This window comes from Sphingorhabdus sp. 109 (assembly GCF_902506555.1).
GTDB lineage: Bacteria > Pseudomonadota > Alphaproteobacteria > Sphingomonadales > Sphingomonadaceae > Parasphingorhabdus.
On record NZ_LR732707.1, the window covers coordinates 1,665,035 to 1,684,755 of the forward strand.

5 protein-coding genes are annotated in these 19,721 nt (G+C 59.4%); all 5 read left to right on the top strand.

Annotated elements, in window-relative coordinates:
- Nucleotides 1–133 precede the first annotated feature (133 nt).
- The 5 genes from BOSE62_RS07915 (at nt 134) to BOSE62_RS07935 (ending at nt 19,677) form a co-directional block, all read left to right on the top strand.
- The gene (locus BOSE62_RS07915; RefSeq protein WP_236553912.1) at nt 134–3,163 is read left to right on the top strand and encodes a CHAT domain-containing protein; all 3,030 of its coding nucleotides are present in this window, start codon (nt 134–136) and stop codon (nt 3,161–3,163) included.
- Complete coding sequence (locus tag BOSE62_RS07920; RefSeq protein ID WP_236553914.1) at nt 3,163–5,217, top strand: adenylate/guanylate cyclase domain-containing protein; 2,055 nt, start codon at nt 3,163–3,165, stop codon at nt 5,215–5,217. The genes BOSE62_RS07915 and BOSE62_RS07920 overlap by 1 nt, the downstream gene beginning before the upstream one ends.
- Nucleotides 5,204–6,004: a hypothetical protein gene (locus tag BOSE62_RS07925; RefSeq protein WP_159643976.1), complete on the top strand. Its 801-nt coding sequence runs from the start codon at nt 5,204–5,206 to the stop codon at nt 6,002–6,004. Before BOSE62_RS07920 ends, BOSE62_RS07925 begins: the two co-directional genes overlap by 14 nt.
- Nucleotides 6,005–6,104: 100 nt before the next feature.
- On the top strand, nt 6,105–7,898 hold the full coding sequence (locus tag BOSE62_RS07930) for a ShlB/FhaC/HecB family hemolysin secretion/activation protein (protein ID WP_159643978.1): 1,794 nt from the start codon (nt 6,105–6,107) through the stop codon (nt 7,896–7,898).
- 49 nt (nt 7,899–7,947) lie between these two features.
- The gene (locus BOSE62_RS07935; RefSeq protein ID WP_159643980.1) at nt 7,948–19,677 is read left to right on the top strand and encodes a hypothetical protein; all 11,730 of its coding nucleotides are present in this window, start codon (nt 7,948–7,950) and stop codon (nt 19,675–19,677) included.
- Nucleotides 19,678–19,721: the final 44 nt, after the last annotated feature.

Sequence of the window (19,721 nt, forward strand, 5' to 3'; positions counted from 1 at the left end):
GTCTGAGGGGGCTTTGCAATACACAAAATTGTGGGAGAATATCGTGCACCGGACGAGGATCGGCACAATAATATCGACGATGGGCTTGCTCGCAAGTCCAGCGCCCGCGCTTGCGCAAGGCACTCCGGTGTCCATGCGCGACAGTTTTCCGATCGGAAGCAGCGAGGGCATTCTGTGCCAAGTGCAGGATCGCAGCATCGAAAGCAAAGCGAAAGCGGATATGTTCGACCGCAGCTGGGCTGTGGTCTGTCGCGATTCGGCAAGACCGGTCGGCTTTGTCTATTCGTCCCGATCGACCGAACAGGATTTACTGGCCCGGATCGCGCCCCATCGCAGCGAACCGGTGACCTGCCTTGATAACCAGTCACAGGCAGTGGTCGACGGTTTTCGCCACAGGGAATGCCGTCTGGCCGCAGAACCGGTCGCCTATTCGCTGATGCTCGGCGAACAAGATGGTACGACCTATGTCGCGGAGGGACTGGCGGCCTATGACAGTGCCACCTTGCTCGCGCTCAAGTCGATATTGAACGACTCCATCGTCGAGGGCAAAATCGACGTCGCGTCGACATCGATCGAGGACCCCTTTGCCTTTGCCCGTGTGCAGGCTGCAACGCTCAAACCCTTTCAGGCGCTCTCGGAAGGCTATCGCAGAAATCTCAGCGGCGACTATGCGGAGGCCGCGGCCTTTTTCGAAACGCTGCAGCAGCGCACTTCCGGCATGGAAGGGGAAGATATCAATCCCCGCGAATATCTGATCAACCGGGCGTTGCAAAAATCCAATCTGGGGGAATTTGGCGAAGCAAAAAATCTGTTCGAGCAAGCCGACGCAATCGGCGACAGCGACCCGATAACCGAGCGTCTTCAACGCAATTTCGAGACCATTGACCTGCTCAACCAGGGTCGCTTCGACGCAGCGATCACGCGAATCAATACCCCGCTCGAAACCACCAGGGCGGAACAAGCTGCATTGGCCGAACGGCTCGAGATAACCGTTCCGGTTTCCTCCCGCATCAACGGCAGCGCGCAGACCCGCAGCCTGCTCGGTTTTGTTGACGAAACCAGACTGAGCCCGCAGGAGCGCGCCGAGATTATCGATGCTCAGGCCTTGCAGCTGCTAGGCACGGCACAGCGTTTGAACGGCGAATCCGACGCCGCCCGGACATCCTTCATCTCGGCTTATAACCGCGCCATTGCCGTGCGCGACGGACGAGTGACATCGATCACCCGCCTGAGGGCCCAGACACTGGCAGAATTGTCGCTGATTGCGGAAGCCGACGGTAACATCGGTCAGGCGCGGGACTATTTGCGCGACGGCCTCGATTTGCTCAGCGTCCAATATCCCGAAACGCGGGCAGTCAATGCCGCCAAGGCGCGTCTTGCGGCCTTCCTGTTGCGCAACGACAGTGAATCCGAAGCCCGCACTTTATATGAGGAAGTGGTCGACAGCTCGCTCGGCAAGCAGAGAGCGATTACCGGCATGTCGAACCAGCTTGCCCCCTATTTCGCGCTCCTGGCCAAAGACGGGGCAGCAACCGATCAGTTTTTCAAAGCCTCGCAGATACTGGTTCGCCCCGGTGTCGCCGAAACCCAGGCGGTCCTGTCGCGCGAGCTCAGCGGCGGCACCGATGAAGCGGCGCGGCTGTTCCGCCAATCCACCAATCTGACCCGCAGCATCGAAAAACTGCGCATTCGCTTCTCGGCGCTGGGCCGGGTCGAACAGACAGCGCAGATCCGCGCACAACGCGCGACGCTCGCGGACGAAATCGAGGCACTGGAACGCAACCAGCAACTGACACAGGTCCGGCTTTCGGAATTTCCGCAATATCGGGCGATATCCGACCGTTTTCTCAGTCTCGATGATCTGCGCGCGACCATGCAGCCGTCCGAGTCCTATATGCGCATGTCGATAATCGGTGGCGATATATTCATGTTCTACGCCGATCAGTCGGCGGCAGAAATCTACCCGGTGGCGCTCGACGACGCCGCGCTTGGCGCAAAGGTCGACACGATCCGCGATTCCATCTCGGTGCTGGAAAATGGCCAATATGTAACCTATCCGTTCGACATTGAAACAGCGCGGAGCCTGTTTGTCGATCTGTTCGGACCGGTCGCAGACCGGCTTGCCGGGAAGACCCATCTGATTTTCGAACCCGATGGCGCGATGCTTCGGCTGCCGATCAATTTGCTGGTCGCCGACGATGCGTCGGTTGAGACCTATCTTGCCAGAACCGAAACGATTGATGGCGACCCCTTTGATTTTGCCGGGGTCAAATGGCTCGGCAAGGGACTTGATATCAGCACCGCCGTATCCGCGCGGGCCTTTGCCGATGCGCGCAAGGCACCGCAATCCGATGCCGGGCGTCAATATCTCGGCATGGGCCGGAACGAACCGGTGCTGGCCAATACCAAGGTAGCCAGCGTCCGCGGCGCGGCGCCGAATGGCAGTGCCCAGTGCCAATGGCCCCTCGGCCAGTGGAACAGCCCGATTTCCGATCGCGAGCTGAAAATGGCCCGGACCCTCATCGGCACAGATAGCTCCGCGCTGCTGACCGGTGCGGCGTTCACCGACAATGCCATCCTGTCGAACGAGAATATCAGCGACTATCGTATCCTGCATTTTGCCACCCATGGCCTGGTCACCCCGCCCAGCCCGTCCTGCCCGGCCAAACCTGCGCTGCTTACGTCCTTTGGTGAAGGGGAATCGGATGGTCTGCTTGCGTTTGACGAAATTTTCGATCTGAAACTGGACGCCGATGTGATCATTCTTTCGGCTTGTGACACGGCCGGGAAAGCCAGTATCGCGGCAACCCGGGAAGCCGGTATCAGCAGCGGTGGCGGTACAGCTCTCGACGGTCTGGTACGCTCCTTCATCGGCGCCGGCGGCCGTTCCGTTCTCGCCAGCCACTGGCCAGCCCCGGATGATTTCCGGGCAACGGAACGGCTGATAAACGGCCTGTTCAGCGATGGCCGCGGCCGCTCGATCACCGAAGCCCTGCGACTGTCCCAGACGGAACTGATGGATGATCCCGTCACATCCCATCCTTTCTATTGGGCCGGTTTTGCGCTGATCGGCGATGGCGCCCGGCTGTTCCTGCCCGGGGAGAACAATGCATCTGTCAGCCTTGAAATATCACCAGCCCCCGCGAGAACGGCGCTCAAATAGTGGCAACCGAAACCGCCCCAACGGACCCGGTTGCCAATAATCGCGATGTCAAGGAAGGCGCCAGGGGCGTCCTGCAATCCCTGCGCCGGCTCTTCGACCAGCTCGGTCCGATCCGGCTGGCTTCGACGATATTGTTCATGATCCTGGCGCTGCTGGTCGCCCGTTACAGCTGGACAACACCGCTGATCCAGGAAGCCGAACGGGCGTTATATGACTTGCGCGCATCGGTTTTCGCGCCGGAGGTCGACAAGGACGAGAATATCGTCATGGTCGTGTATAATGAAGACACGCTGAAATTGACCGGTCAGCGGTCCCCGGTCGACCGGACCATATTGGCGCAAGCGCTCGAGACCATCGATGCGGCCAATCCGAAGTCGATCGGCATCGATATTCTGTTCACAATGCCGCAGGATGATGACGCCCTTCTGATCTCCACATTCAAGGAGATGAAGACGCCGACTTTCCTTGCCTATGCCGACCCGAAGGAAAATCCGGAAATCACCTTCGCCGAGCATGAATTCCTGCAGCAGTTTTTCGACGAGGTCCGCACCGAGAATGTGAAGCCTACCGATATCAAGCTGGAAACCGACAGCGACGGGGTGCAGCGCCGGTGGACGCCGCACCGGCCCGGCGCGCCGCCGTTCATGGCCATTGCCCTGACCGGGCCGAACCCCAAATTCGCCGCTAATGACGGGGCCATCCGCTATCATGTGCCGACATCGACCGACATGCCGGTATTCGACAAATTTCCGATCGAAAGCTTCGCCGATCCGGCCATCTCCGAGATGCTGGGATCGTTCATAGCCGGCAAACATGTGCTGATCGGTGGCGACTTTATCGATCGCGACCGTTTTGAAACCCCGGTCGGCGGATTGGCCGATGTGCAGGGCGATGACGGCAAGATGATCGGGCTGGAAGTCCACGCCCATATGCTGGCACAGTTGATCAGCGATGATCTGCCCGCTCCCATTCCGGCGTGGTCGCTGTGGCTGGGCGCGCTGATCGTGGCCATTTGCGGCGGCCTGTCCGCTCTCATCGTGGGCGATGCCCTGAAAGTGGCCTTCATTCTCATGTGCCAGTTCGTGTTCTTCCTGACCTTCCCCTTCCTGCTGCAGAATATGGGTGTCGATACGCTCACGCTACCGGCTTTTGGCTGGGGTTTCGGCTGGTTGCTGGGCTATGCATCGGTTGGATCCGCCGCCCGTACCATCAATTCCAAGCAGCGCGCCTTTGCACAGAGCGCGCTCGGCAAATATCTGCCAAAATCAATCGCCACGGAAATCCTGAAGGACCCGGAGAAGCTCGCCCTGCATGGCGAAAAGCGAAAGATATTCGCGGTTTTCACCGATCTCGAAGGTTTTACCAAATTGACCCACGCGATCGAACCGGAAATGGTCGCCTATCTGCTCAACGACTATCTCGACCGGCTGAGCGAGGTGGCGCTGGAATATGGCGGCACGATCGACAAGTTCGTCGGCGATGCGCTGGTCACCTTCTGGGGCGCTCCTATCTCCTATCCCGACGACGGCGAACGAGCGGCCAAGGCGGCTTATGCGCTCTACCAGGCCGGCGAGGAATTTCGCAAAAATGTCCCCGAAGGCGTACCGCCGATCGGCCGGACGCGGGTCGGCATGCATTATGGCGATGCGATTGTCGGGAATTTCGGCGGCGAGGGCCGCATTCAATATACTGCGCTGGGCGATGCGATGAATACGGCAGCCCGCCTGGAGGCAGCCAACAAGGCGCTCGATACCAAGATATTGGTGAGTCAGGAAGCGATGGAACGGACCGGTCTCGACTGGTTCCGCCCGATGGGACGGATCACATTGCGCGGCCGTTCGACGCCGGTAGACGTGTTCGAGCCGGTGCCGGAATGGGAAGAAAAAGACCGCGCCACAGTGACCGCTGTCATAGCGGCCCACGCGAAGGGTGATAATGACTCGATCCAGGCACTGGGTGCCATGATCAAGCGATATGGTGAGGATCTCGGCCTCGCCAATCTGCTCAAACGACTGAAAAAGACCAAGAATGGAGAAAGCTATGCACTTGGATAAAAATGTTCTGGCATCGACCGGACGAATTCTTCCCGGCTTTGCGAAAGCGGCTCTCGGTACGGTTCTGCTGTTCGGCGCCGGTAGCGTCGCACTGGCCCAAAATATGATTGTGCGCTCGACCGGACCTTCCGCCAGCGCCTATCCGGCGGGCAAGAAAATGGGCAATAACGCGAAAATCACGCTGAAGGCCCAGGACAAGGTCACGATTTTGACCCAGTCGGGAACGCGCGTCCTGTCCGGTCCCGGCACCTATTCGCTGGCCAAGGGAAGCGGCTCGACATCAAGCGCCTCAACCCGGCTGTCCAGCTTCATCAACAATCGCGGCAGCCGCCGGGCCAGAACCGGAGCGGTTCGCGGCGACAGCAGCGCTGCGGTGATCACGCCGAACAATCCCAATCTCTGGTTTCTCGACGTGACCAAGGGCGGGAAATTCTGTGTTACCAATCCGAACGGCCTGGTGGTCTGGCGGCCGGACTATACCGGCTCGGCAACCGCCTCGATCGTCGAACCGACGACCGGCAACGTGACCGAGATCGCCTGGCGTAAAGGCAATCCGCTGAAGGCCTGGCCGAAGGATGTTCTGCCGGTGACCAACGGTGCGAGCTATCGTCTGCTCGGTTCGAACGTACCACAATCGGTCGAGGTGGATTTCGTGGTTCTGGAGACGGAGCCGGCTGATCTTGACGACACGGCCGCTGTGCTGATCGAGAAAGGCTGCACCGGCCAGCTGGATCTGCTGGTCGAGACGCTCAATGCAAATAACGAGGAACCGGCTGAACAGGGCTAGGCTCTGGGTGTATTCTGCCGATCCGGCCGACCGCCGGACGGCAGAGCCGCTCTGGTGGTTCCAGGGGCCACACCGGGATTGCCAAAAAACGGGGACATATATGACGCGCTCGCGCACTACGCTTAACACAACTGCCCTGACGGCAGCGCTTTCCATTTTCATGTCCGGCATGCCGGCCTGGGGGCAGTCTTCTGTCGCGGCACCGACACGAGAGGAAATCCAGCGGGGAGCCGTCGACGAAGCGCTGAAGGGCCAGGCCCAGCCGCTGGGTCTGGATGGTGCAGTGGAACGATCCGCCTGCCCGCTGGCCGGACCGGAATTTGCCGACGTCCGGTTCACGCTGAAAGCGGTTGATTTCACCGGTCTGATCTCGGTCGATCCCGTTTCGCTAAGCGAGTCCTACGCCGGCTATATCGGTCAGGATGTACCGGTTTCGGTGGTCTGCGACATCCGCGACCGGGCTGCGACCATTCTGCGTAGCAACGGCTATCTGGCGGCCGTACAGGTCCCGCCCCAGACAATTGATGACGGCAGTGTCCGCTTCGATGTGCTGATGGCCCGGATGACCGCGGTGCAGGTGCGCGGCAATGCCGGTCCGTCCGAAGCCCTTCTCCAGAAATATATCGAGAAACTGGCCGCCCAGCCAGTCTTCAACATCGACACAGCGGACCGCTATCTGCTCCTCGCCCGTGACATACCGGGACTGGACGTGCGCCTGTCGCTGCGGCCGGTCTCGGCAGAATCCGGCGGGCAGCCAGGCGAGGTTGTCGGCGAGTTCAACGTGATCCGTACACCGGTCTATGCCGATATCAATATCCAGAACTTCGGCTCCAAGGCGGTCGGCCGGTTCGGCGGGCTGGCGCGGGTGCGGTTCAACGGGTTGACCGGTCTGGGCGACGAAACCGTGATTAGCGGCTATTCGACAGCGGACTTCAAGGAGCAGCAGGTTCTGCAACTCGGGCACGAATTCACTGTCGGGGGCGAAGGCCTGAAATTCGGTGGCAATTTCACTTATGCCTGGACCAAGCCCGAGCTGGCTGGTGGTCTGGATGTTGAATCGCAGACTCTGGTGGCCAGCGCCTATGCAAGCTTTCCCTTCGTTCGCAAGCAATCACGCAATATATTCGGCACGATCGGTCTCGACTATATTGACCAGCGCACCGACCTTCTGGGCGTCCGCACCAACGAAGACCGGCTGAGCGTCGCCTTCGCCCGGCTCGACTTCAACCAGATCGATCCAGACAGTATTTCCGGCCACGGCGGCTATTCCGCCTACGAACCCAGATGGGGCATCGGCGGTTCGCTGGAAATCCGGCAGGGGCTGGACATATTGGGTGCCAGCGAGGGCTGCGGCCCGGCTTTTGTCAATTGCATCGGCCAGACCGTGTTGCCGACCCGCGCGGATGGCGATCCGACGGCATTTGTCATCAGGGGACAGGCCAAGATCGACTTCCGGCCAACGCCGTTACTGGCCCTGACGTTGAAGCCCCGCCTGCAATATTCGCCCGACGCGCTCTTCTCCTATGAAGAGATCTCCGGCGGCAATTACACTACCGGTCGCGGCTATGATCCCGGAACGATCATCGGCGACAGCGGCTATGGCCTGCAGACGGAAGTCAGCTACGGATCGCTGATCCCCGAGACACCGGAGAGCATCGCGCTCCAGCCTTATATGTTTTTCGACTTGATGAGCGTCTGGAACAGGAATGTGCCGGGCGGTCCCCAGAAACTCTATTCCGCCGGTGGCGGGCTGCGCATGACGATCGGCCAGCAGGCCAGCCTGGATCTGACCGGTGTCGTGCCGCTGAAACGGGCGCCGTTCGCAACCCGCCGACAGGACGCGCGGGCATTGCTGACGCTGACCGTCCAGCTTGCCCCCTGGAAACGCAGATGACGCCGATTTTCAACATTAGACCAGCCGCAATGCAAACGAGGACAGGATCATGAGCAAGCGATCACAGAGCAACAGCAGCCGAACCGACGTTCGCGCCGTGGGCAAAATGCGCTGGCTGTCGGGCAGTTCGATGGCAGCGGCGGCGTTTCTGCTGGCATCCGCTCCGCAACCTGCGCAAGCCCAGTCGGCCTTGCAGGCCCCGAATTTCAGTCCCCGTGACGTCAGAATTTCGGCCCCGCTGTCGCCGCTGCCGGTCAATGATGTCAAAATCAGCGCTCCGATCACACCGTTGCCTGACGCGAATATCCGCATTTCGGCCCCGCTGTCGCCCGTTTCTGTCAATAATATCCGGATCAGTGCACCGGTCACGCCCCTGCCCGACACCAATATCCGCATTTCGGCACCGATCGTGCCCCCGGCTGACACCGATATCCGAATTTCTGCCCCTGCCCCAGCCAATTTCGATCCTGTCAGCATCAGCGCGCCGGTTCCCGGACTGGACGAAGCGCAGGCCTTCACGCCTGTCAGCGGCCAGGCGTTTCAGGCAAGTGCCAGTTTCCCTACGGGCGGCGTGCTATTTCTGGGTGCCCGTAAAACCAATCTGGATCAGCTCCAGATCACCCAGAGCGAAGCGGTGATCAACTGGACGCCGTTGGACACCGACGCGCCTACTTTCGGCAGCGATGGGCTGGTCAACAACCCGATCGACATCTTGCCCGCCGGCAGAACCCTCCGCTTTGTCTCCAACGGCCTCGACTATACGGTTCTGAACCGCATATTGCCGGTGGCGACCGCAGACGGCAGGCCGGTGCAGTTCAATGGTATTGTTGAAAGCTTTGTCGACACTGCCGCAACCGCGCCCGGCGGAAATATCTGGTTCTACAGCCCGGGCGGAATCATCGCCGGTGCCACGAGCCGGTTCGACGTCGGCAGCCTGGTGCTGACGACCAATGATATCGACATGACCGGTGGCCTTTACGGTTCCAGCGGAGAAATGCGCTTTGCCGGTGTTGCCGACAGTCAGTCGAGCATCCAGATCAACGCTGGCGCGCAGATAAACGCGCTGAATGACGGCAGCAGCTATGTCGCCATGGTTGCGCCACGTATCGTCCAGGGCGGGACTGTAACGGCAGACGGCTCGGTTGCCTATGTCGCGGCAGAACAAGCCGAATTGACGATCAACAACGGGCTGTTTGATATCTCGATCGGCGTGGGCACGTCCGATGCCAATGGCGTGGTTCATACTGGTACGACCACCGGTCCGGCATCAAGCCCGATAGTCGGCCAGAGCGGTGTAATCGATGCCGATGCGCAGGCCATATATATGGTCGCCGTTCCGAAGAATGATGCGCTGACCATGCTGGTCGGAGGCGCCGTCGGTTATCTTGCGGCTTCCTCCGCAACCATCGATGGCGGAAAAATCATCCTTAGTGCGGGCGGAAATGTTACGGCATCCGGATCGCCGGACGCACCGGTCAATGCGATCGAGGAAAATGTAACGTCGACCGCTGCTGCCAATATCGCGATCGGCGGTACGTCTACGACCACATTCGGCTCCACGCTCGAAACATTTGCATCAAACGACATCTCAATTTCTTCGCAGTCAGCAGCCGACCGGGTGCTGATCAGCAATACCGTCGGAACGCAAGACCTGAATCTGACCGCGGGTAACGAGATCAATCTCGACATATCGGGCGGTGGCCAGATATTGGTCAACGGCGATGTGAATTTGACCGCCAGAACCGACGCTACCGGCGGTAACATAAATCTGAATATAAATCGTACCGGCTTCGGAACTGAAATCGATACCGGTCTCCGGGTGAGCGGCAACCTGACCGCCGACAGCAGCGCAACCGGCGCCGATGATTTCTTTATCGTCAGGGACAATGGCGGCACCGGGATCGGACAGGACGCTATTGGCGGCGACATCGCCATCAATATCACCGACGGCGGCGTGTTGGATGTCGGCGGCAACACAAGATTCCAGACCGGCGCCCAGGGCGGGAAAGGCGAAATTCAGAATGGCTTCGGCCAGGCTGGCAATATCGTCTTCAACATGGACAGCGGCATCGCGGCGTTCGGAAGCGATGTCTCCTTCGAAGCCAATGTTCGGAACACCGGTGACGGAAAGATCGGTGGTAGCGGTGTCGGCCTGTTGGGCAGCAACAGCACCGCCGGGGATGTCGACCTGATCCTGACCGGCGGCGAGTTGACCGTGAACGGCAATCTCGGATTCACGACTTATGCCTTGGGAACCAGCGGTAGTGACGACGCGACCGCCCAGAATAATGCCGCTGTGGCAGGCTCGGTCAATTTCGCTGTTTCAGACGGAAGCCATAATTTCGGAAGTGTGAATATTGCCGCCTATGCGAGTGGTGGAAGCTCATATGATGCAAGCGGCAACAGCTTTGTGGGAGATGTCACCCGCGCATCGGTCAATCTCGCGCTCAGCAACAGTGGTACCGAAGTGTCGATTACAGACAGAATTGTCATCGATACTTCGACAAACGGAAATGTCCTGAACGATCCAGCCGCCGACGCAGTGACCATCAGTGTTATAAATACCGGTGGGGATTCAGGGCTGGTCGTGTCCAATGGTGTCGACGTTTATACCTATGCCTCCAACGGCGGACCTGGGGAAACCCTGACCGCCGGATCGGTATCGGTACTTGCTGACAATGGCCAGTTCGATTTCGGAGATTTATATATCGATGCCAGCATAGACCTCTTTTCCATTGGCGAAAGGAGCGCGCTTGCGAACGCCGGTAATATAGATCTGGTTGCACAAAATGGCGGCGTGATTTCCGGCGACACAGCGAACCTTTATGCCTATGCCAACACCGAGAGTACCTATGGCATCAATGCACAGGGCGGAGATATCCTGATTCATGCCAATGACGGGGCCATCGTTTTTACTGGAGACCTTGATGCAACCGCCAGCGCACGGGGTGGAGTCAAAGATTCTACAACTGTAGAGACGACAAGCGCTCAAGGTGGATCCATCAGATTATTGCTGGAGGGCAGCTCGCCTTCCAGCAGCCGCATCAGCGCCGCGGACATGTATCTCGACGCTGATGGTTCGATCGCCGGGGGCGTGGAGATCACGCCGATTTTTGAAGGCGGCGGAGGCAGCGGTTTTGGCGGCGAAATAATCTTCGATCTTCTCGGCGGAACATTTATCGCAAATGACATCGAAGTCAGCGCTGATGGCGCAGGCGGCCAAGGCGGAACCGAACCACCGCAACAAGCTCCGGGCATTTCATCGATACCCGAAACCTCTGCACTGGCTATGCCTACGGACCTTACCGTGATTGACGCGCCTATGGCAGGTGGCATTTCTGCCGGTGATGGCGGCGACGGTCAGGGCGGCGACGTCACCTTCAATCTCAACGGTGGCGACGCGACCGTCACCAACCTGACGATCTCGGCCAACGGATTCGGCGGCAATGGTTCCTATGGCGATACCTATAATGGTACCGCCGGTGGAGCTGGCGGACGCGGGATTGGCGGCAACGCGGTTTTCAATGGCCAGTCGGGAAACTTGACCATCACCAGCACACTCACGGTGTCAGCGGATGGCAATAACCAGAACCTCGCCCCCTATGCCGCAAATGGTGCGGGTGGCTTTGGCTTTGGCACAGATGGCGGTAATGGCGGCGACGGAATCGGAGGCACCGCTACCTTCAACCTTGATGGCAGCGCGACAATCAACGCCAACGATATTGTTATTTCGACCAGCGCTGATGGCGGAAATGGTGGCGGCAGCAGCAGCGCGGGCAGCGGTACCATTCAGGCCGGGACAGGCGGAAATGGTGGCAATGCGACTGGTGGCAGTGCCACATTCAACAATAATGCCGGGACGCTCGGCTTTAGCCAGCTTTCGGTCACATCGGTCGGGGCGGGCGGAAATGGCGGCGACGTCTTTGGCTTTTCAACCGGTGAAGCGGATAATATCGCCGGCGATGGCGGCACCGGAACTGGTGGCAATGCGATCATCAATATCAATCAGGATGACCTCAACAGCCCGGTCTACATCGTCGATGCCAGCGGTTTCGGGGGTGATGGCGGCGACGGGCTGGATGGCGGGAACGGCGGCGCTGCCTTTGGCGGGGTCGCGGCGATCAATATCAATGATGCAACCGCCGATCCGGATGACCCCACCATCATCGCCAATGCGAGAGGCGGGGACGGCGGCGCCGGACTGCTCGATGCGGCCAATAATATCACGGGCAACAGCGGCTCGGGCGGCGCCGCGACCGGCGGTACGGCTCGTCTGGAAGTTACCGGAGCCGGCGGAAATATCGACCTCGGATTTCTCATCCTGGAAGCCAATGCAACCGGCGGCAGCGGCAGAGACGGCTTCTATCAGTTCGGCGGCGGCATGGACGGCGGCGATGGCGGAGCGGGCGGCGACGCGACGGGCGGCACGGTCGAACTGATCGCGCGGACGGGCGGAACGATAAATTTGACCTCTTCCGATTTTACCATGAGCAGCACCGGCACCGGCGGAGCTGGCGGATACGGAGGCAACTCTTATGACAGTGTCGCCGGCGACGGCGGCGATGGTGGCGACGGAACGGGCGGCACCGGTCGACTGCTCGCACAAGGCGGCACGATTTCAGGGAATAATCTCAATATAACAACAGCCGGCATCGGGGGAGACGCCGGAGACGGCGGCTCTTATGGCGCATTCGGAACCGACGGGACCCCTGGTTATGGCGGCATCGGAACCGGTGGTACCGGGATTGTCGAGATTCAGGAAGGCAGTCCCGGAATAGTGGCATTCGCCGACGTAACCATAGATTCCAGCGGCACGGGTGGCGACGGCATCCTTGGCCGCTTCGGCGCGGGTGGCCGCATCGAGATCACCGACGGTTCGACCGATCCTGCGGGACTGATCAGCTTCGGTAGCCTGACAGCCACCGCTTTCGATACCGCAATCGGAACCGGGACCGGCTCGGGTTCGGCCCTGTCGGGCGGCTTTTTCATGACCGGCGATAGCGGAGCTGTATCGATTCTCGGCGATCTGGACGTCAACGTGGCCGGCAATATCCAATATAGCCTGGACGGCGATGCGCAGATGACCGTTGGCGGCAATGCCACGCTGATCAGTGGCCAGAATATCTTCGTCGATCACAGCAATAACGGAACGCCGGTCAACAGCATCGATGTGTCCGGCAATTTCGCGGCCACGGCGCAGGGCGATTTCATCAGCACCACCGGCTCGCGGATCAATGCCGCAGGCAGCGCCTCGGTTCGCACGGGTCAGAATGCTACGGTTGCCGATATTGCCGGCGTCGGACTGGTCGATATATCGGCTATGTGGAATGCCAATGTCACCAATGCGGCTGTCACCGGAACCGTGACGACCGTGACCCTTGGCGCAGGAACCATCGTCCTCGGGCCGCAGATGCTCATCCAGGCCGGGCATGATCCCGCAGGCACGCCAAGCGCGACCTTCGATCCAAGCTATAATGCCACGATAGACGGCGATGTCACATCTGCCGGTTTCATCACGGTAAACGCTGGCGGCAATGCATTGTTCCAGAGCGGCAGCAATACGGTTTCGGACAATGGCCTGACCGTGCAGACCGGCGATGATATCATCATCCAGACCGGTGCAAGTCTGGTAGCGGGCAATAATGCCGTCACATCGCCAAACACCGCCAATCCGTTCCCCGACACTAACAACCTGATCCTCCAGGCCGGAGCGCTAACGCCCCTGATCAGCACGACCTTTACACCGATTGCATCCATTGTCGCCGCCGGTGATCTGGATGCCAATGATTTCGCTGTGGTCATGTCGGCCAACTCGATCGACGGTCTGGGCGGCTCGATTACCGCCAGTTCGATTTCCGCCGATATCAATAATGCACCTTCCAACGCCCTGATCACCGCGATCGGACAATCGGACGACAATGGCCTGCTCAGCAGCCTTTGTGTCGAAGGCAATGTCTGTCTCGGCACGTTGGCTGCCGACAATCTGGTCTACATCGGACAGGCCAGCAACAATGACGTGGTCCAGGGCATCATCGAGGCCGGCACGGTGTCGGCCACCGACATTCTGGTCACCACTCGCCGCGACATCATCATGGGTACCGACGGCATTGCCACCGTCCTTGATGCATCGAACCAGTTCCTCGTGGAAAGCACCGAAGGCGACGTCGACCTGCGCGACGCCTCGGTCGGCAGCGCAAGCATCATGGTCAGCGCAGTAAACGGCAGCCTTCTCGGCTCCGCTTCGCTGAACAGCATCAATGACATCGGCATCACGGTGGGGGCTGACATTACGGCTGCATCTATCGCGACCGGCGGGCAGTTGACCACCGTTGCGCTGGTCGGCGGCGGATCGGAAAATCTCTATACCGTCCCCGGCAGCATCACGGTCGATAGCTATAGCCAGGGCACCGCGCAACGCTTCCGCGTGGAAGCCGGCAATGACATCAGCTTTGGCCAGATTACGGTTCCCGATCGCGCCATCGAACTGTTTGCCGCGCAAAGCGGGCCGGGCGATATATTCCTCGGCACCACCAGCGGTGCCAGCAGCATCGTCCTGCAGGGAGAAAATGTCAGCTTTATCGATCTCGACGCGACGGTGTCGGTGACCAGCGGCATCACCATATTGGCAACAAACGGGAATATTACCGGCGGCGATGCCCTTGCCAATTCCATCACCGATCTCGAAGCGGTGGGCGGCGACATCATTATCGGCAATCTGACCGGCGGTGCCAGCGGCGGCACCAGTCTGGACGCCAGCGGCGCGATCTCCGTTGGTGCGGTGAGCGGCGGTGCCGTTCTCACCGTTAACGCCGGAGCGGATTTTGACTTCGATACGGCAGAAGCCTTCCGAACCAATATCAGCGCCGCAAATATCACCGGCAATACGATCCGGACGCTCGGCGTCACCGGGGGTGCACCCAATACGCTGGCGATGACCGCCAGCGGCGACATCACTCTGGGCACAGCCACCGCAACCGACACGCTCGACCTGACCGCCGGCGGCAATCTGACCGCCGACTTGCTGGATGGCAATTTTCTGGTCGACATCACGGCTGGCGCGGTAGACGTGACCACGCTCAACGCGGCCCAGATCGGGAATGTCACAGCGACGAGCGGTGATCTGGATATCGGCGCGATCATCGGCGGCAGTTCAATAAGTCTGGAATCACAAGCCGGCAACGTGAGCCTGGGTACGGCAAGCGCGACCAACGGTTTTACCGCTGTGGCCGATAACGGTTCGATCGCCTTTACCGATATAACAGCGCAAGGCATCAGCCTGACCGCGGGCGGAGATATCAGCGGTACATCGCTCTCCGCTATCAACGCGGGCGCCAACCAGAGCATCAATCTCGATGCCGGAGGAACCGCATCCGTCGGCACATTGTTCGCCAATGAGATCGTTGATGTCGATGCGATTACGGCCGACTTCGGATCGGTTACCGGAACCCTGCTGGTACGCATCGAAGCAGATGATATCACCACTGGCGACGTGACATCCGATGGCCAGATGTTCCTGACCGCCGCGAACGGCAATATATCGAGCGCCAATCTGTCCGGCACGTCGGTTCAGACACAGGCAACCGGCGGCAACATCACCACCGGCAATATCGACGGCACATCCATTCTGGTGCGCGCGGTCGACGGCAATATCTCGACCGGCGATTTGACCGCCACCGGCGGCGGCGCGAGCGACATCACTATGAACGCCGGCGGAACCGCCACCTTTGGTTCGGTGACGGCGGACCGTCTGGTGGATATCATCGGCACGACAATTTCCGGCGGCACCATCGACGCAGGGGCATTTGTCGATATCGACGGCACGGATATTGCCTTGGGCGATGTGACCGCAGGCGATAATCTGACCATCGATGCCACCGCAGGGGATGTGACGACCGGCGCGCTGGATGCCGGCCTGAGCATCGTCGTAAACGCCAGCGACAGCTTCGACATTGCATCCGCAACCAATGGCAATACGACCGCTCTGCGTCTCACCGCGACCAATGGTTCGGGCACGCTCGGAAATGTCACTTCGCTGGGATCCATCGCCATTGTGACCGGTACCGATCTGGTGGCCGGCATTCTTGACGCAGCAACAGACATTACCGTGACCTCAGGCGGCACCCCCGCGATTGCCAGCGTCATCAGCGGCAATAACACGACCATCACCGGTCAGTCGGTCACCCTGAACAACGGCAGCATCGGCGGAGATCTGACGCTCGATGCGACCGCCGGCGATATCGACGGAACCGGCACGGTCACCGTCGCTGGCGGCATCGATCTCGATGCCACCGGCAATGTCGGATTTGGCGATCTCGAAGCGCAGGGCGGCACGTTCACCGTCGACGCCGGCAATGACATCGACTTCGCCGGTGCAACCAGCAGCGATGCCATCAGCATGACCGCCGGCGGCAGCATCAACGGCGGTGATCTGAACGCCGTCAATGCGCTCAATCTGGACGGCGGCAATATTGCGATCGGCAATGCAAGTGCCGCCAATATCAGCTTCAACAGCGCCGCGAATATCCTGTTCGACAGCATCAGTTCGCCCAATGGCGTCACCTTGACCGCTTCCACCGGGACGATCGGCGTGAACAGCACCGGCGGCGATATAACGGTGACGGGTGCGGGAGCCAGTATCAATCTGTTCGCCGACAATGTCGACGTCGGCGCGCTGACCACCAATAGCGGCGACATTCTGATATCGGCGGCACAGGACATTGCGATCGGTTCGGCGGCAACGGCAACCGGCACTCCGACAGCGGCCTCCATCGGTCTGCTGGCGGGCGGCAATATTGTCACAGGTGCGCTCAGCGCCGGCGAGGATGTATCGATCCGGTCACTGGGTGACGTTGCTCTGGCCAATGTTTCGGCCGGCGATGATTTTATCGTTCTGGCAGACGGCGCGATCACGCTGGCCGGTGCGACGACCAGCGGCGCGGGCATCGACCTGTTCGCGCTGTCGTTCGACACCGCCAATGCCGGTCAGGCCGGATCCATTGTCTTTGCTTCCGAATCCGCCACCGGCTCGAATATATTGCTGACCAGCGGCGGCGATATGACCGCCACCGGCGCCCTGAACGCCAGCGACGACATCACCATTGTCGCAGGTGGCACGCCATCGCTGGTCAATGCGATCAGCGGCGGCAACACCAGAATCACCGGTACAAGCGTGACGCTGAACAACGGCACCATTGGCGGTGATCTGGCGCTCGATGCGACTGCCGGCGATATCGACGGAACCGGTACCATCACTGTCGCTGGCGGCATCGATCTCGATGCCACCGGCAATGTCGGATTTGGCGATCTCGAAGCGCAGGGCGGCACGTTCACCGTCGACGCCGGCGGCAATATCATCTTCGACAACGCGACAAGCAGTGATGACATGGCACTCGACGCGGGTGGCAACATCAATGGCGGATCCCTGACCTCGACCGGCAATATTTCTGGCGACGCTGCTGGTGATTTCGGATTTACCAATGCCAGTGGCCAGAATATCAGCCTGACTGCAGGCGGCGATATAACCGGAAATTCCGCAACGGCAGCGATATCGCTGACAATGGATGCCGCTGGCCTGATCAGTCTTGATAATGCTGCCAGCAGCGAAGCGCTGTTCATATCTGGAAGCGAAATTGCCATCTCCGATACCGACGGCGGTTCCGTGCTTCTGAACGCCGGTTCGGGCGCGATCACCCTGGATACCATTGCCGGTTCCTCATCGGTCGAACTGACTGGTGGCGCAATCGACTTCACCAGTGCGACAGGCGGCAATATCGTAATGAACGGCACCGACATTGCATTCATGAATGCAAGCGGGGTGGATGTCGACATCACCAGCAATGGAACCATCGATTTCGGCTCGATTGATGGTACCGGCACCGTCACAATTGACAGCAATTTCGGACTGCTGACCGGCGGCACGATAGACGCCGGCGGGGCCGTCATTATCGATGCCAATCGCGACGCCAGCTTCGATACGATCAACGGCGGTGCCAATGTATCGATCAGCATGAACAGCAACAGCGATCTGACTGCCAATGCCATCGCCAGCGCGACCAATGTCAACGCGACCCTGCAAGGAGGGAGCTTTACCGTCGGTTCGGTCAGCGCGGACAAGACTGGTCAGGGAACGGTAAATATCAGAGCCGACAACGGCATTGAAATCGCTGACATATCAGGCAACGAGGCATTTCTGACCGCCTCTGCCGGGTTGGTCAACGTAGCCAACAATATCGATCTCACCACTATCATTGTCGCGTCCGGCGAAGCCGTGTCCCTCGTTTCGCAACAGGACATGGTCGTTCAGGCTGAAGCCACCAATGGCGATATCGCTCTGTCATCTGCTGGCGATCTGCTGGTGCAAAGCGCACAAGCAACAGGGGATATCATTATATCTGCCGGCGGCTCGGCCAGCATAGATGACATGTTTGACGTCTCTGACAATTCGCCGCTGGATCCCGATTTCCCTCTATCGGTTGCATCATCGGGCGGTGACGTCGTCATCAGCGCGGTCGACACCGTATCGATCATCAATTCAGTGAGCGCGGCGAATGACCTGCAGATAACAGCCGGAAATCTGATCGACATACAGGCAGCCACTGTTGGCACCAACATTCTAACGGTTAGCGCCGATATGAATATCGGATCGGCAGGCAGCCTGGGACAGAATGATCTGACCGCTGACATCCAGATATTCACCGATGGTTCCAGCCAGATGTTACTCGGCGGTGATGGTACCGGTTCGAGTGGGAAATTCACGTTGGATAATGACGAATTCTCTCGCATTCATTCCGGAGGAGACCTCAGCATTTATGCCGTCGAGACCGGAATTGGCGGATTTGACCTGACAATCGAAAATCTGCAGCCATCGGCATTTTCCGACGGCAATTTTGGCAGAGATGCAAATTTCAATATTTCCGCCGACCAGTCGATCAGGGTGGACGGCAGGCTATCGGTGCAAGGCGATTTCCAGACAACCCTGAATTTGGTTGCTGGCGAGGATATTTTCATCAACGCCGAAACGGGCTCTATCGGAATAGCAAATGACGGCAGCTTGTCCGGCAATCTCGCTTTCACCGCCCGCAACATATATGCGATGACGGACCAGGCCTTTGACGATATTCAGGGCATGAGCACCGCCGAAATCGATGCCCGCCTTGCCGAGAATGACGGCATTGTAAGGGATGAGGGTTTCATCTTCGCCGATCTGATTGACGTCACTTTGCTGGCCAGTCAGTTCTATGTCCAGAATACGGGAAGCGGCACGGATTTTGACGCTCGGCGGGGCTTCGCGGTCGGGTCTGGTGGCTTCACGATCAATACCGGCCCAAGTGGTTCGACCCCGATCGTTATCAATGGCACCATCGATGACGCCATCGGTGTCGCGGTCATTCCCGCCACAACGATTACCGGCGGTGGCTTCGACCAACTGTCTACGATCAACGGTTGTCTGATCGCCAATCCTGCCAGTTGCGCGCCTACTCCAACGCCAACTCCAACGCCCACTCCTACTCCGACGCCGGACACGCCGCAAACCAATGAACCGGTGCAGGATATCATTGAAGAAGAAGTGACTCCGGAGAAATACGCAGCAGATCCGTTTGCGAACAATCTTATCGAGATCAAGAAAAACGACGATATGGCAGAAGATCCGTTGATTGACGAGCCGGTCACAGGTGCAGGCAATGAAGATCTTTGGGTTGGCGGCTCCGAGTGCGAAGCCGATACCAGCGGGACATGCCTGGTTGAGGAAGATGAGGACGCGCGCGAACCGGCGGAATGATGCCACCACGCAATTGATCGGTTGACCTTTTGCGCGGAAAGCCA